At 56.9% G+C, this 14257-nt stretch carries 11 protein-coding genes and 3 pseudogenes; 4 read left to right on the top strand and 10 right to left on the bottom strand.

The genetic code is table 11. From position 1 onward, the window contains the following. Both ACFFNA_RS40620 and ACFFNA_RS40625 read right to left on the bottom strand, forming a co-directional pair. Positions 1–234, bottom strand: a pseudogene (locus ACFFNA_RS40620) (hypothetical protein); the annotation flags it as partial. A 1058-nt stretch (positions 235–1292) separates the two neighbouring features. Continuing rightward, complete coding sequence (locus ACFFNA_RS40625) at positions 1293–1766, bottom strand: hypothetical protein (RefSeq protein WP_378926077.1); 474 nt, start codon at positions 1764–1766, stop codon at positions 1293–1295. Positions 1767–2065: 299 nt separating this feature from the next. Between ACFFNA_RS40625 and ACFFNA_RS40630 the strand changes: the two genes are divergently transcribed. Together ACFFNA_RS40630 and ACFFNA_RS40635 are read left to right on the top strand one after the other, a co-directional pair. After that, positions 2066–2371, top strand: coding sequence for a hypothetical protein (locus ACFFNA_RS40630; protein ID WP_378926079.1), 306 nt, complete (start codon positions 2066–2068; stop codon positions 2369–2371). A 339-nt stretch (positions 2372–2710) separates the two neighbouring features. Then, complete coding sequence (locus ACFFNA_RS40635) at positions 2711–3151, top strand: Ros/MucR family transcriptional regulator (RefSeq protein WP_378926081.1); 441 nt, start codon at positions 2711–2713, stop codon at positions 3149–3151. 193 nt (positions 3152–3344) lie between these two features. Here ACFFNA_RS40635 and ACFFNA_RS41345 read toward each other — a convergent pair whose 3' ends face one another. After that, complete coding sequence (locus tag ACFFNA_RS41345; protein ID WP_446685997.1) at positions 3345–3542, bottom strand: DUF2958 domain-containing protein; 198 nt, start codon at positions 3540–3542, stop codon at positions 3345–3347. Between the two features lie 220 nt (positions 3543–3762). On the opposite strand from ACFFNA_RS41345, the pseudogene ACFFNA_RS41350 reads away from it, so the two are divergent. Together ACFFNA_RS41350 and ACFFNA_RS41355 are read left to right on the top strand one after the other, a co-directional pair. Beyond that, positions 3763–3843, top strand: a pseudogene (locus ACFFNA_RS41350) (hypothetical protein); the annotation flags it as partial. A gap of 30 nt (positions 3844–3873) precedes the next feature. Then, positions 3874–4019, top strand: a pseudogene (locus tag ACFFNA_RS41355) (IS5/IS1182 family transposase); the annotation flags it as partial. Positions 4020–4337: 318 nt separating this feature from the next. Here ACFFNA_RS41355 and ACFFNA_RS40650 read toward each other — a convergent pair. The 7 genes from ACFFNA_RS40650 to ACFFNA_RS40680 all read right to left on the bottom strand — a co-directional run bounded on the left by ACFFNA_RS40650 (position 4338) and on the right by ACFFNA_RS40680 (position 14211). Continuing rightward, positions 4338–5045, bottom strand: coding sequence for an ABC transporter ATP-binding protein (locus tag ACFFNA_RS40650; protein ID WP_378926085.1), 708 nt, complete (start codon positions 5043–5045; stop codon positions 4338–4340). Continuing rightward, on the bottom strand, positions 5045–5803 hold the full coding sequence (locus ACFFNA_RS40655) for an ABC transporter ATP-binding protein (protein WP_378926087.1): 759 nt from the start codon (positions 5801–5803) through the stop codon (positions 5045–5047). The genes ACFFNA_RS40650 and ACFFNA_RS40655 overlap by 1 nt, the downstream gene beginning before the upstream one ends. Beyond that, positions 5787–7697: an ABC transporter permease gene (locus ACFFNA_RS40660; RefSeq protein ID WP_378926089.1), complete on the bottom strand. Its 1911-nt coding sequence runs from the start codon at positions 7695–7697 to the stop codon at positions 5787–5789. Before ACFFNA_RS40660 ends, ACFFNA_RS40655 begins: the two co-directional genes overlap by 17 nt. Before the next feature lie 68 nt (positions 7698–7765). Continuing rightward, on the bottom strand, positions 7766–9907 hold the full coding sequence (locus tag ACFFNA_RS40665) for a hydantoinase/oxoprolinase family protein (RefSeq protein WP_378926092.1): 2142 nt from the start codon (positions 9905–9907) through the stop codon (positions 7766–7768). Positions 9908–9926: 19 nt separating this feature from the next. Next, positions 9927–11810 carry a hydantoinase B/oxoprolinase family protein gene (locus ACFFNA_RS40670; protein WP_378926095.1) on the bottom strand — a complete coding sequence of 628 codons (1884 nt, stop codon included), beginning with the start codon at positions 11808–11810 and terminating at the stop codon, positions 9927–9929. 86 nt (positions 11811–11896) lie between these two features. Beyond that, positions 11897–13201 (bottom strand): ABC transporter substrate-binding protein, encoded by a 1305-nt coding sequence (locus ACFFNA_RS40675; RefSeq protein WP_378926098.1) that lies wholly within the window; start codon positions 13199–13201, stop codon positions 11897–11899. Between the two features lie 116 nt (positions 13202–13317). Further along, positions 13318–14211 carry a beta-keto acid cleavage family enzyme gene (locus tag ACFFNA_RS40680; protein WP_378926100.1) on the bottom strand — a complete coding sequence of 298 codons (894 nt, stop codon included), beginning with the start codon at positions 14209–14211 and terminating at the stop codon, positions 13318–13320. Positions 14212–14257 lie beyond the last annotated feature (46 nt).

A 14257-nucleotide genomic window follows, 5' to 3' on the forward strand; every position in this document is an offset into this window, starting at 1 on the left:
GCATCTAAGCTGTCCGCTCTTCTCCATTACGATTATCGCTGTGCCGGTTTCGCCATATCCAATCCCAGCCATCCGCTGAACGCAGATATCGCCGTCGACACGTATGTCGAATAGAACCGATCCTGCGGTTTTCTCCGCAGCGTCAGCCACACGATCACCGAACGGTTGATGCAGGCCCTCGCGATTGCCGAGCGACTGCTCAAACAACGCCAATTCAACATGCTCCGCCACCATGGTAGCCAGGGTGCGCGCCGGCTGGCGTAATCCGCAATAGGCCAGGCCTAATTATCCACATCCCAGCCGCCGTCCCGCAGCCGCTGCGACCTCGCAGCTGCGCTCCTGGCCGGCGCCACCTTCGCCTGTCCGCCTCATGCCAAGCGCCTTATCATCGCTAAAGTAGCCAGGTTAAATTTAGAGCGTTTCGGCTTGCCGGAAATTAGGGTCTCGAGGATAGACCAGCATGGCTTTTGGGGTGCTGCAGGGAAGACTAGTTTAGGCGCCAAGTCGGCGAGGGTCATTAGAGGACGGCCGAGAGAGGTATTCACCCTTATACCCTACGGCATAAGCAGCCCTCCGCCAACAATTACGTTTGACACCAATAAGGAATAGCGAGACGCCAAACCACTTAATCAATCGAACGACAAAATCATTGCTTTCACTCTAATCGTCGGCGCTCCCATCTTTGGAGTCGCCAACATGGACTTCAATCAAGCCAAGACAAACCCGGATGCCGAGCACTTCCTGGATCCGAAGTCTGCCACTGGCGGCTTAACATCAGAATCGCATGGCGTCTCGCCCATCTTTAAGCCTGAGCTTGCGCCTCAGCTAATTCATGCAGTTCACTCGTGCGTTTTGGCTCTTTGATATAAAGCCGCCGCTGTCGACGTTATACAGCATCTTGTCCTGTTCCTTGGGCTCAAACGTGAACAATGGAATATCCATCTCGCGAGATGTTCCATCTTCAAGAACCCATTCGCAATAACCAGAGCAGGAGACGCCGTAACTTGTCCCTTTATTGCTTGCTGACATTCTCATGACGCCGGAGCCGTAGCAAGAGAGAGAGAGAGATGTCCCCACTGTGCGCCGTATTTGGTCCAGCTTCCTCCGCATGAGCAGCGCCGCCCAATAAGGTTACTGCGGCCAAAGTTAAGGTAAGTCGAAAGCCTAATATCATACTAAACCCCCTATGATCAGATTTTGACAGGTCATGCTATGGCATCCATAGCGCTATACAAGCTATCTGGGACACTACCGAAGCTTCTCTACCTAGGCCACACGCGCTGTGTTTCTTCTCACGGCACCAGCGCGGGTATCGGCGGCGAGGCAGTCAGGCTATTACCCGCGCACAGAGTCACTTGAAACTCCGAAGGCGTATAACCCCGGTTGTAATACTGTATCGCCATCTTGACCTTGGCAGGCGGCAGGTAGGCGTACCAACCTTCGCTGTACTTATTCGCGTCGATCAGGAACACCTTTACGGGCCTCATGGCTTCCTGCGGGTTGAGACTCGTAACAAGCTGGGGTTCGCCATAGTTCTGAATGCTGCCGTCATCGATCTCTCCCCACAGAACGTAGAGATACTGGTCCTTGGCGAGGCGCCCGGTCAACTCCAGCCTCTGGGCCGTGTCACGGTGGCTGATGCATTGCCCCAAGGCTGGCAGTGTCACCGAACCCGGCGTCGACTTCGCGGACCCGGCGTATGCCTGTCCGGAGAAGCCGTACACCAAGATAATTCCTGCAAAGAAGCTATTTGCGAAACGTCGCATCCGTCCCCCCATTCCAAGTCTAGAGACTCACCGCCAAGCTGCTATTGGCAAAAATCTTGTTTAAACTTCGTCGCCATTGCCGACAGCTCTTCACCTGACACGTCAGCAAATGCAAGTGTTGCGTCTGATGTGTTCACATAAAATGCAAGTGTTGGGTCCGAACTGGAGCTCGACCTCATGACGACCGCACCTTTGGGACGCCATCGACGTTTCGAAGCCGGACATGAACTTCGCAGGGCGAAGCTTCGCCTGGAGAAGCTCGACGAATGCATGGGCGAACTATCGGAGAGCTCTGGACGATGGCGGAAGCTTCACCGCTCTTCGTCCGAGCCGCCGTCCGCGCATTTGGTCCATCAACTGGCAAAGAATTCGTGCCGATTCTATGGACACTTTTGCGGCAAGGATTTGAAAAGCTCCTTGGATCCCGTAGTCAACAGCCACACCACTCGATCGAGATGGCTACGAACCGCGTCGCGGGCGCGAACTGGCTCCTCCCACGGATCGACACCCAAAATTTCCGCCATTTCTTCTACGCTGGCTTCGTCGAACCACGCTTCCAGGAGCTTCAAATCGATGGGCTGATGCTCTCGATCGTAAGCAGTTAGGTGGTCAGACCAAGGGACATGGGTAGAAACAGCAGAAGCTTTAACAGGCATTTTCGATCTCTACTCCGTGATATCTCACTTTCTATAATCCGGACCCCGCCTTTGATCCATATAGACTATAGTCATTCGAGGCAATTGCAACATTCTTTGGTCCGCACTAACCGGGAGGCTGGTTTGGCGTGGCTACGCTTTGCCACCAAACGAAAGTTCGCTTTTGCCCCTGCGTCATACAGAAATGCCAAATATCCGACTTGATTGGACAAAATCCAAATGGCATAGGTTGGGCGCATATCGTCTCTTTGACGGATATGAGAATATGGTGATTGAAGGAGCACGTCGATGCCCGGGGAACCAAACAATAATATGATTGAACTTACTGCCGATATCGTTGCCGCCTATGTCCAAAAGAACGCTGTTCCAGTGTCCGGATTGCCGGATCTGATCGCGAGCGTGAATTCGGCATTGTCGAATATTAGCCCGCCATCTCCCATACCAGAACCCTCGCCCAAGCCGGCAGTTAACCCCAAAAGGTCGGTGTTTCCGGACTACATCATCAGCCTCGAGGACGGTAAGAAATACAAGTCGCTTAAGCGCCATCTTGCGACCAGTCATGGGCTGACGCCTGATGAATACCGGGCGAAATGGGGGTTGGCGAAGGACTATCCAATGGTGGCGCCGAGTTATTCGGCGACCCGTTCGGCTTTGGCAAAGTCGCTAGGCTTGGGAAGGAAGCCGTTTCCAGCCAAAAAACCTGCGACGAAACGTAAGGCCAGGGCCTGAGGTCTAGCCGCTATCGCCTTCGGCACTCAACGCCACCCGTAAGGATGGCGTTGAGCATCGTGACGAACGTCACACCTGGATGCGGCCGAGGCGATGGAGCCCCGCTGGCATAGGCCGACAGCGGCCTGTCCGGCCTGAAATACAGGTCATGCTCGAACTAGGCGGCCACGAACGGCAGCGAGCTCTGAGAGGCTCAGACTACCGATCTCCGGGCCGCTAAGCCAAGGTCACAAAGACCAAATGCGTGGTCCGGGTCATCCGGATCGATTTCGGTCAGAAGCCAGGTCGCGCCGGCATCCCGCGTGAACAGTTTGACCACGGGGACGAAGTCGAATTCGTTGCCGGAGCCGCGGAGGCAGTTCGAAGTATCTCGCCTTTGATTTTGATTCACTCGACGCGTTGGTTTGCGCGGAGGCAGTGGATGCGGGGACAGGCTGGTTTCTGGGACATTGACGAGCGATATGTCCGGCTGAGCGAGGCCGGCGATCCGCTGGAGAAGCTGAATGCGGTGGTGCCGTGGGAGGTTTTCCCGCAAGCCGCTCGGCAAGGCGCTGAAGCGCTCCGATGGCGCGAAGGGTGGCCAGCCGCCTTACGATCCGGTGATGAAGATCATGGTTCTGCAGGCGCTCTACGGCCTGTCTAACGACAAGGCCGAGTTCCAGATCCAGGACCGACAAATCCTTCATGCGCTTCCTCGGGCTGGGTCTCGGAGACAGGGTGCCGACGCCAAGACGATCTGGCTGTTCCGGGAGCATCTCACACAGCCGGCGCGGGGGACAACCTGTTCGCCCGTTTCGACAAGCGCCTCAGCAAGGCCGGCTACCTGGAGATGGGCGGGCATATCGTCGATGCCACCATCGTGGCGGCCCGGAGCGCGCCCGGGAAATTCAAGGCCGGCGCCGGGCCGATGTGAAACCGTTCTCGGCAAAGGCGAGGTCGGCAGGGGCCATGACGGCACGTCATGACCCGTAACCCAATCGATCACTGGCACGTCCGCGCGAAGCCGATCTGGAGCGGCCGAGCCGGCACGCCGCACCAGATTGTTGCAGTGCACATACCACTGTCACACATCAGCCCCAATGTGCTGTCGCGGGCGGGAAACCATCTTCTTGTATTGCCTCGTCCAAAGCCTTTGTAGGCTTCTCCGCAAGGTCATCGTAGCGCAGTCGACCACCACACCGTTTTTCTAAATTCCCAGATAGGCCTTCTTGACGTCCTCGTTGGACTTCAGGTCTTTTGCATCTCCAGCCATGATGATGTGACCGAGCTCCATTACATAGGCATCGGAAGAAATGTCCAAGGCGAGGTTGGCATTCTGCTCGACAAGCAGCACGCCGCATTTTTCGTCGCGAGCCATTCTTGCGATGGTGTTCAGAACATCCCTGACGATCAACGGCGCCAGCCCGATCGACGGCTCGTCAAAGAGGTAGAAGCGGGGACGCGCCATGATACCGCGCCCGATCGCGATCATCTGTTGCTGTCCTCCGCTGAAGTTGCGGGCGATGCGGTAACGATGATCCTTCAGCATCGGGAAATAGTGAAACACCTTGTCCAGATCGTCGCGGATCCCGGCCGGGTCCCTGCGGAGATGGGCGCCGACCAGCAGATTGTCGAGCACGCTCATGTAGGGAAAAAGCCCCCGTCCTTCCGGCACGTGGCAGATGCCTCTGCGCACGATTTCGTCGGGCGCCAGCCCGGATATCGTTTCTCCGTTGAAGCCGATCTGTCCGATGCGAGGCGACAATAGGCCCGAGATCGACTTCAGAACAGTGGACTTGCCAGCACCGTTCGCGCCAATAAGGGACGTAATGGCTCCCTCCTGGGCTCTTAGGGAAACGCCGTCCAGCGCGATTATTCCTGAGTAGTCGACTGTGAGACTATCGACGGTCAGCATCAGGCCGCCTCTTCGCCGAGATATGCCCGGATGGTCGCAGGATCGCGCCTGATCTTGTTGGGCGTGCCCTCGGCAATCAGATCGCCGTAGCATAGAACCGCGATCTGGTCGCAGGCCTGCATAATGGCCTTCATATCGTGCTCTATGAGAAGCAGCGTCAAACCCTCATCGCGCAGTCCGCGTATGATCTCCATGAGTTGCACCTTTTCTCCGGAATTGAGGCCGGCGAGAGGTTCATCGAGCATCAGGAGACGTGGTCCAGACGCAAACGCAATGGCGACACCAAGAATCTTCTGGGTTCCGCCCGGCAGGTCGGCCGCAGGCACGTTGGCAAATTCACGTAAGCCGAACCTTTCGAGAATGGCATCCGCCAGATTTCGGTGCTCCCACTCCTCGGCGCGAGCTGATCTGAGATGCAGAAGTCTCGGCAACCAGTTCGTGCCGATCCTGTTCCGCGTCGCTGTCGCAAGGTTCTCGCGGGCGGTCAGGTTCGAATAGTTGCTGCTGTTCTGGAATGTACGCGCAATGCCGAGCCGGGAAATCTTGTGAGGTGGCATGCCCGTGATGTCTTTATCCTGGTAGGTTACACGGCCTGATGTTGGCGAGAGAAAGCCAGTGACCAGATTGAAGAACGTTGTTTTTCCTGACCCGTTCGGACCGATGAGCCCGTGAACCCCAGCACTGCCGATTTCAAGCGACACCGAGTTCAAAGCCACCGCCTTGCCGAATTGCTTCGTCAGTTCATGCACGCGAAGCATTGGTCGCCCTCTCCTCGCCCGCAGCGATATTTTTCCGGCGCTGCGTCAGCAGACGTCCAACCAGTCCTTCCAGCCCCTGCGGTACGAACAGGACGGCGAGGATGATGGTTGTGCCCCAGATCAGCGGAATGAGCTGGGCGCTGTCGCGCAAGCCCTGTTCCATGACGGTCAGAATTACCAATCCCGCAATGGGCCCCCAATATGTGCGGTTTCCACCGATGATGACTGCTGCAATGATCTTGAACATGAACTGGGGAGTATAGTCGGTGGGTGCGACAAAACCATTGTAGCCGGCGTAAAAGGCGCCTGCGATGCCGGCGAAAAAGGAACCGATGCAGAAGGCCAAGGTCTTCAGGCCCCAAGTGTTGAGACCGATTGCCATGGACAGGTTCTCATTCTCCGCCACCGCCTTGATCGAGCGGCCCGTGCGGCCGATATCCACGATGTAGAGCAGCCCGACGCAGAGCGCTGCCGCCACCAGAACCAGGAGATAATAGTTGCTGGTGTTGCCGAAACTGATGCCAAACACACTCTCGGGCGGCGACAGGAACGGGATCCCCTCGATCCCTCCGAAAGGCTTCTTGAACTGAATGAAGCACTGCCGGATCGCTTCGCCGGCAGCGAAGGTGCTGAGGAAGAAATAGAACTGGCGTGTACGCATCACCGGGAATGCGATGACGAGCGCGATTGCCGCTGCCGCCAAGCCTGAAAGCGGCAGCGCTATCCAAAATGAAATGCCAAAGTCTGTCTGCAGCAAGGCCACGCAATAGGCGCCAATGGCAAGCATCGTGACGTGAGCGAAGGACCAGCCGCCCATGGTCGTGATCGTTCGATAGCTGACGACCAGGATGACGTTGATGAGGAACAGGATGCCGACGCTGACATAATAAGACGAAGCCACGAAAGGATAGGCAACCAGCAGCACCGCGCATACCGGAATGGTCGCCGCGCGTATTGCGGGCGGAACAAGCCAGTGCCGCAACTCAAGATGTTTGGCCGGTGCCTGCTCGAGGAGCGGCGCTTCGCGGCCGAGCAGACCGCGCGGAAAGAACGCCAGAACCACAAGCATGATGACGGTGTCTATGATCACAATGTACTGGCTGAGGCCCACGACGCTTGCGAAACTGTCGATGAAGCCGAAAAGCATCGCCGCAACGATTGCACCGGAGATGCTGCCGAGCCCCCCGACGATCACCACAATGAAAGCCTTCCAGATGGCCTCGAGCCCCATATAAGGACCTACGTTAATGATGCTCGCCATCAAAACACCGGAGATGCCAGCCATACCGGCGCCGATCACCATGGTGACCAGGCGAATGCGCTTGAGGTTGATACCCTGGAGCAATGCCGCCGAGCGGTTCTGCGATGCGGCCCTGACGGCACGACCGCCTCTGGTGCGGCTGAGGAAATACCACAGGCAGGTCATCATAACGGCAGCGCACAAAATAACGACCAGACGCTGATACGTCAGAATGCCACCGCCGATTTCCAATTGCCCCGGAATCACGACCGGCAAACTTTTAGAAACCACGCCAAAGCTGAGAGCAACCAGGGCCTGCAGGACATAGGAAAGGCCGAGAGAAGCGATAAAGCCACCGAACGCATCCTGCGAGGTAGGCGCGAATATCAATTTCTCGAACAGTGCCCCAACCAGTCCGACGATGATTGGACCGATGATCAGAGCTGCTACGAAAACCATCCAAGGCGGTAGCCCTGAGAAGGCCACCAGCAGCAGCCAGATGGTGTAACCGCCAAGCATGAAGAATTCGCCATGGGCGAAATTCACCACTTTCATCACGCCGAATACAAGCGCAAGGCCGACCGCGAACAGGCCGTAGAATGAACTGAGCGCTATGAAATTTAAGAGTACCTGGGTGATGTTAATGTCGAGCATGACCACTCCGGAGGTTCCAGCCTGCGATCACCCCCGCCATGGAAAAAGCCGAAGCGGGGCGTCGTCCGTTACTCCGCTGGAGCCAGTTCCCGTATCTTAGCCTTTCCCTTGGCGTTAGAGGAGCTGCTCTTGATCTCGGTCTCCACGGTCATGACGAAATATCCGAGCTCTCGGGTTTCCAGATTGGCAAACGGAGGAACCACAATGGTCGTGTCGGGAAGCGTCACCAAAGCTGGACCGGAAACCTTCATGCCGTATTTGAGCTTGGCGCCGTCAAATACGGGAGTTTCGACAACCTCTCCGCCCCCGAAGTATGATTTGCCGCTGCTGAGGAAAGTGGTCCGTGAACTTTCGCTCGTCCTTTCCTGAGGAGCGAGCACGATCTTCGGGCGCTCGAAAGTGGCCATGCATCTCCACATCAGGAACTCGACGTCGGATGCCGGATCGTTCGTCTTGTATCGGGCAAGATAGGCCTCGTGGAACATCTGGGTAATGTTTTCGAGAACCTCGGGCGTAATGCGCCCATTCTCCAGCCTGATTGGGATCTCCAGTTCTGTCGTCTGCATCGGGTAACGCGCAGAAGCAAAGAGTTCGAAATTTTGCTCCTCGGGTTTCACGCCCATGCGGGTCAGGAATGCAGCACCCTTGTTGGTGATGCTGGACAAGGCTTCATTCACGCCCTGATAGTCGAATTTGCCGGTATCGCTGTACTTCGAGACCACCTCGCTCATCGCGATAGCGGCATTGTTGGCGCCGAAGGCGCAAAGAACAGAGGTCTCACGCGGGATGACTACCTTGCTGATACCCATCTCGCGGGCAAGGAACGCCACTGGAACGGACGTCGCGCCACCGCCGGTGACCATAGCGAATTCTCGCGGATCGACGCCACGACGGATCGTCATGTCGAGAATGCCGCCGAGCATATTCTCGTTCACCACTTGGGTGATCCCGAGCGCTGCGTCTTCGACTGTAATGCCCAGAGGGTCCGCAATAGCCTTCTTGATTGCATCATAGGCCAGCTGACGATCGATCTTCATGCGACCGTTGAGAAAGTACTCGGGCCGAATGTAGCCAAGCACGACATACGCGTCCGTCACTGTTGGCTCTACGCCTCCACGCATGTAGCAGGCCGGCCCTGGAATCGCTTCAGCGCTGCGCGGACCAACCGTGATCAGACCGGCGCGGTCGAGCGCCGCGATCGAGCCGCCTCCCGCACCCAGCGTCGCAATCTCAATCGAAGCCACCCCGGTCGGATAGTTCAGAATACGGCCATCCTTAGTGGTGGTGATCTGTCCATCGAGCACTGTGGAAACGTCGAAACTTGTGCCACCCATATCCACGGTGATGCAGTTCTTCGATCCCTCGATCTCGCTGAAATAGTAGCCCGCTTCAGGGGCCATCGACGGACCCGAGAACAGCATGAACACCGGCTTCTTGGCGACTTCCGAGATGGGGACCACACCGCCGTTTGACACGACGATAAGGGTCTCACCGTTGAAGCCGTTCTGCTCCAGCTTGCCCTGAAGATTGTTCAGATATCGCGAAATCTTCGGCTGGAGCATCGCATTGAGCACGACGCAGCTCGTGCGGTAATATTCTCGTATGATCGGCTGGATTTCGGAACTGAGGCAGAAATCGACCTCCGGCCATTCTTCCTTGATGATCTCGCCGATACGCTTCTCATGCGAGTCGTTGACAATGGACCACATCGTGCAGACCGCAATCGCCTCCACACCCCATTCCTTGAGCTGGCGAACCTCCTTGCGAACTTCCTCTTCGTCGAGGGCAACAATGATTTCACCTTGCGCGTTGATGCGCTCTGTCACCTCTCTGCTCAGATATGGGCGAATGAGAGGTCGGTTGGGCTCCATCTTGTAGTTGAACATCGTCTGCCGCCGACCTTCCCCTCGCCAGAGTATGTATTTGGTCCCGCGGGTGCATATCAGTCCCGTCTTTGCGCCGCTCATTTCGAGGATTGTGTTGGTCGCCGTTGTCGACCCGTGGCAGAAGACTGACGTTCTCGACAACATTTTATCGAGCGTCAGGCCAAGCTCCTCGGCGGCAAGCGCCATGCAGTTGAGGATTCCGACCGATCGATCCTGCGGCGTTGTTGGAGACTTGTGACTACCGAGCTGGGTGAATGTGTCGGCATCGGCAATGGCCAGGTCGGTAAAGGTGCCCCCCACATCCACACTGATACGATATTTCATTTTGTACCTCGATCCATTCTCAGGCGCGCGCGCCCATCTGTGCCCGAAGGGCGGCTGTCGCCTCTACATCCACGGCGTAGAGTTCGGGTTTGGTATCCAGCACGACGCCATAAACCTCACGCGCCGCGCTCAGCGAAATGAACCCGTCTCGCGCGTCGTCGCGAATTTTCTCCGGATCGCGTTCCAGGGGATTGCCGAAGCCGCCACCGCCACCGGTCTTGGCATACCAGTGCTGATCACGACGGCAGATCGTCTCGCCCATGTTCTCAAGATGAGCTTCCTCGCTCAGCGTATTGGAATCGAGCAGCCAGTGATCTGCCACCGTGCCGCCCTCCCCCCCAAACAGCCCGAACGCGGGCCACGTATGGCCCGTGCCGCAGTATATCAGCTGCATGTCGTGACCGATCGGTTGCAGACGGTGGGACATGGCAATCCCGCCGCGCCACTTGCCGGCGCCACCGGAGTCGGGCTCGGCTTTCACTTCCCAGACAATGCGAGGCAGCGACTGCTCGTGGATCTCGATCGACTCATAGCCCATGTTGCCCATGATGCAGTGGCCAAACATGTGCGGAAGACCATCGAAACCTTCTGTAGCCCCTGCTGCGCTGGCGGCCAGGTAGTGCAGATGCCCATAGGGTTGATTGTTCTTGCGCGGATCGACACCGGCCCCTGTGTGGTTCGCGGCAGGATGTTCGCCCATGCCAGCGAGAGCACGATGCGGCAGAACCTTTGCCCAGGTTTTGAAAACGAGGTTGGTGACTTCGTCGTTCAAGCCAACGGTTGCAACTTCTGTGCCGACAGGCCAACGTGGAATACCAGCGATCGACCCTTCGCGCTGCTTGACCCTAATACGGTCCAGCGCGCCACTGTTGTAGGGGAGATCCGGCGAGAGGATTGGCAAGGTTCCCTGAATGGCTGAGCAGCGACAGGTCGCGTAACTAAGATTGTAGCTGAAATCGATCTGGTCCGGCATTTCGGTGTAGTCGAAGTCAATGTAACCTTCATCCGGGTCGATGGTCAGGGTCATCTTGAATTCAAGAGGCTCGTCAATATAGCCCTTAAAGCATTCAGTTTTCAGCGTTTCCGTGACGGTGATCTTCGGCAGCTTCCTTATTTCCTCGCGCATCGCCCGCTCGCCGTAACGCAGCGCCTCAGTCAGGCAACCCTTGAACGTCTCGTAGCCGAACCTCTTGCAGAGATCGATGATGCGCGCCTCGGCCACCCAGAGCGAGCTCAACTGGGCAAGGAAATCTCCGTGCCACTGCTGGGAGTAGCGGAAATTGTAAGCGATGAAGCGCACGAGGTCGTTTATCGGCTTGTGATCTCGACACAGGCGGACGCCAGGGAAATGGAAGCCTTCCTCGTAGATATCCTTGGCGAACGGATCCATACTTGTGGGAAGGTGCGCGCCGATATCGAGCAGATGGCACTTTGAACAAGCCCACGCTACGAGTTTGTCTTCGTAAAAGATGGGCGCAAACATTGTGAAGTCGCCGACGTGGGAATTACCTGCGTACGAAGCGTTGTTGAGGAAGACGTCGCCCTCGCGAATATCGTTCCCAAAGACGCGAATGATGAAGCGCAACGGCGGGCTCATTGTTCCCACGTGCACAGGAATGCAGTCCACCATTGAAAGGATGGATGCACCGCGCGTGTCGAGCAGGCAGCAAGTAAAATCCTTGGCGCCGTGCAAGATCGGATTGCGGGCGGTTGCAAGGATCGTTTGCGTCATCTCCGTCATGATGCCTTCCACGCGGGCATGCACGACCGAAAAGGTTACGGGGTCGACCTGTTCCAAACCGACATCCAGTGCGCCAGGTATCCCTGCTATTTCCTCGGAAGCGATGGGTGCGGCGAATAACTCTGTCTTGTACGGTGGGATGAGAATGTCGTCTCTTGCCATCGGGTTCTCCTTAGTGCGAATAAGCACAAGCTATCAGGCGCGCAAGCGCGCCTGATTTTGACGTTGTCTGACTACGGACACAGAAGTCACAGTTCGGTCATTTTGTACTTCTGAAGAACAGGCAGAGCGGCGGCCTTATTCTCATTCCACCATCCAAAGTCGTCGGTGACCCCGGAAAGGGCAAAAGTACCATTTTTTATGACGTACTTTGGTGTCGGCGTAAGCAGATGGTGGTCGACCGCGAAGATGTCCTTTCCTGACCATGCCGACTTCCCGTAGATCGGGTGGTCCATGCTCTTAATGGCATAGAGGGTCTCCATCACATCCTTCGGCTCGATGGTGGAACTCTCGGCAAAAGCCTGGTCCAAAGTGGCCATGGCAGAGTAAGTAAGGCCGGCAAATCCGATCCACTCACCAGCACCGAACTTCTCGACGTAGCTTTGGTACATCTTATGTGCCTTGGCGGAGTAACTCGCCTCCGAGGCGTCCACGCCAAATCCGCAAACAACTCTACCCTCGAGATCAGCCAAATTCACGCGCTGCGCGATCTGCGGCAAATCCCAGGAGTGGCACATCCAGATGCCCTTATAGTTGAGCGACTGCGCCGCTTCCAGGAGGATCGCTTGCTTGCCGGGAGGAAGGTCGGAAAAGAAAATCGCATCTGGCTTGGTCTTGAGGACTGCGCCCAACAATGGGAAGTAGTCGGTCGTATTGGGATCAAAAACATCGTTGTAGACGACCTCAATCTTCCCTTGGGCTTCAAAAGGCGCACATCCGGCTGCGCAGTAGCCTTGGCCAGCCAGCCCGAAGGAATTGTCTGTGAACATCAGCGCAACGCGCTTAACACCAGGGTTTTTCTCCACGACGTGAGACACAAGCCCGAGGAATGCGGTGGGGGAACCCGTGAGGCCGCCCATCAGGTAGGGGAAGTCGGGGCCGAGGAACCCGCCGCCGTAGGAATTGGTAAGAACCTGATTTTCTGTCGCGAATCGGGCGATCGCCTTTCGCGAAGCAGGCGTGTAGGTCTGGAACATGTACTTGCAGCCGTCCTGGAGGACGGCGCTTCGGAACGCCTTCAGTTCCTCGTTCGGAAGGAAGCAGACATTGGTATAAGCCGAGAAGTCGATCTTGTGCTTCTGCCCATCGCCGCAGAGAATGCCGCCATTGGCATTGTGCTCATCCGCCCACATTTGGCCTGCACGCTGAATGGGAATGCCCCACTGGGCGCATTCGCCTTCCAGAGGCATCGCCATGCCCATTTTGATCCTGTCCGGCTCGGAGGCAAAGCCTCTGGACGAGATAGTGCCAGGCAGAGTCAGGCCGATTGCAGCCGCGGCACTGCCGCGCAGAATACGGCGACGCGTAAAAGATCCTGTAATTTTCTGTGTCATCTTCTTCCCCTTTGTTGATGTTGTTGAAGCATCTTTTTATTTTTCTTGCGCCACGGCTTCCTCTATTGCGGCGATGGTAAGGTTTCTTCTCGATTCACTGAAACTCTCCGTTCGGCTCAGGAGACACCCAGGATTTCCCGTGCTTCGTCGGCAGTCGCAACCTCACATCCCAGATCACGGATTATCCGGCACGCCCGCTCGACCAGTTGCCCGTTCGTCGCGAACACGCCGCGCTCAAGATAGATGTTGTCCTCCAGGCCGACGCGACAGTGGCCGCCCAGGATCGTGGAAAGGGCAACCATTTCCATCTGCCAGCGGGAAATGCCGAAGGCGCTCCAGATTGCGTCCGCCGGCAGAAGGTCCCTCATGTAGAGCAGCGTCTTCGCATCGGCCGGAGCAGACCATTTGACGCCGAGGCAGATCTGAAAAAGCGGCGGCTCGTCGATATGTCCTTGTTCGATCAACTTGCGCGCCAACAGGATATCGCCCGGATTGAACACCTCGATTTCGGGCTTGACCTTGGCACTTCGGATCAGCTCGGCCATGTCCTTCAGTTTGCCGGGCGTGTTCATGAAAATGCAGTCCGGAGCACCGGCAATTCCGCCTTCGAGGTTCATCGTGGTCGCGTCGAGGGTGCACAACTGCGGCTTGAGGTCCCTCACGTGGCCAACGCGGTCTTCCGCCGTGGCGACATCGGTGGTCGGATGCGCAAGAGCTTCATCGCCGGGATCCGGAACAAACGTCGCTCCCATCCCGGTCGTAAGGTTGATCAGAACGCCGGGGTTCCGCTTCCGGACCAGGTCCACGATATCGCGAAAGACTTCTGGAGAACGGTCGCCAAGTCCGGTTGATGGATTACGGCCATGAATGTGAACCACGGACGCACCCGCTTGCGCCGCCTCAAGGCAAGCGTCGGCGATCTGCTGAGGGGTAACCGGGTAATTCGTATACCGCGGATGGATTGGACCATCGCCGGTCACTGCACAGGTCACTATAACTTTACGCTTCATCTTTGCTCCAAAGTGCCGTTTCCGAGCGCCAAAATTCGAGTTCCGG

It is taken from the genome of Mesorhizobium kowhaii (assembly GCF_042431665.1).
In the GTDB taxonomy this organism is placed as follows: Bacteria; Pseudomonadota; Alphaproteobacteria; order Rhizobiales; family Rhizobiaceae; genus Mesorhizobium; species Mesorhizobium kowhaii.

Bases quoted from the DNA above. Each gene is read 5' to 3' on its own strand.
- ACFFNA_RS40630 (WP_378926079.1), top strand. From the start codon at position 2,066: ATGGCGGAAGCTTCACCGCTCTTCGTCCGAGCCGCCGTCCGCGCATTT.
- ACFFNA_RS40655 (WP_378926087.1), bottom strand. From the start codon at position 5,803: ATGCTTCGCGTGCATGAACTGACGAAGCAATTCGGCAAGGCGGTGGCT.
- ACFFNA_RS40675 (WP_378926098.1), bottom strand. From the start codon at position 13,201: ATGACACAGAAAATTACAGGATCTTTTACGCGTCGCCGTATTCTGCGC.
- ACFFNA_RS40650 (WP_378926085.1), bottom strand. From the start codon at position 5,045: ATGCTGACCGTCGATAGTCTCACAGTCGACTACTCAGGAATAATCGCG.
- ACFFNA_RS40670 (WP_378926095.1), bottom strand. From the start codon at position 11,810: ATGGCAAGAGACGACATTCTCATCCCACCGTACAAGACAGAGTTATTC.
- ACFFNA_RS40660 (WP_378926089.1), bottom strand. From the start codon at position 7,697: ATGCTCGACATTAACATCACCCAGGTACTCTTAAATTTCATAGCGCTC.
- ACFFNA_RS40625 (WP_378926077.1), bottom strand. From the start codon at position 1,766: ATGCGACGTTTCGCAAATAGCTTCTTTGCAGGAATTATCTTGGTGTAC.
- ACFFNA_RS40665 (WP_378926092.1), bottom strand. From the start codon at position 9,907: ATGAAATATCGTATCAGTGTGGATGTGGGGGGCACCTTTACCGACCTG.
- ACFFNA_RS40635 (WP_378926081.1), top strand. From the start codon at position 2,711: ATGCCCGGGGAACCAAACAATAATATGATTGAACTTACTGCCGATATC.
- ACFFNA_RS40680 (WP_378926100.1), bottom strand. From the start codon at position 14,211: ATGAAGCGTAAAGTTATAGTGACCTGTGCAGTGACCGGCGATGGTCCA.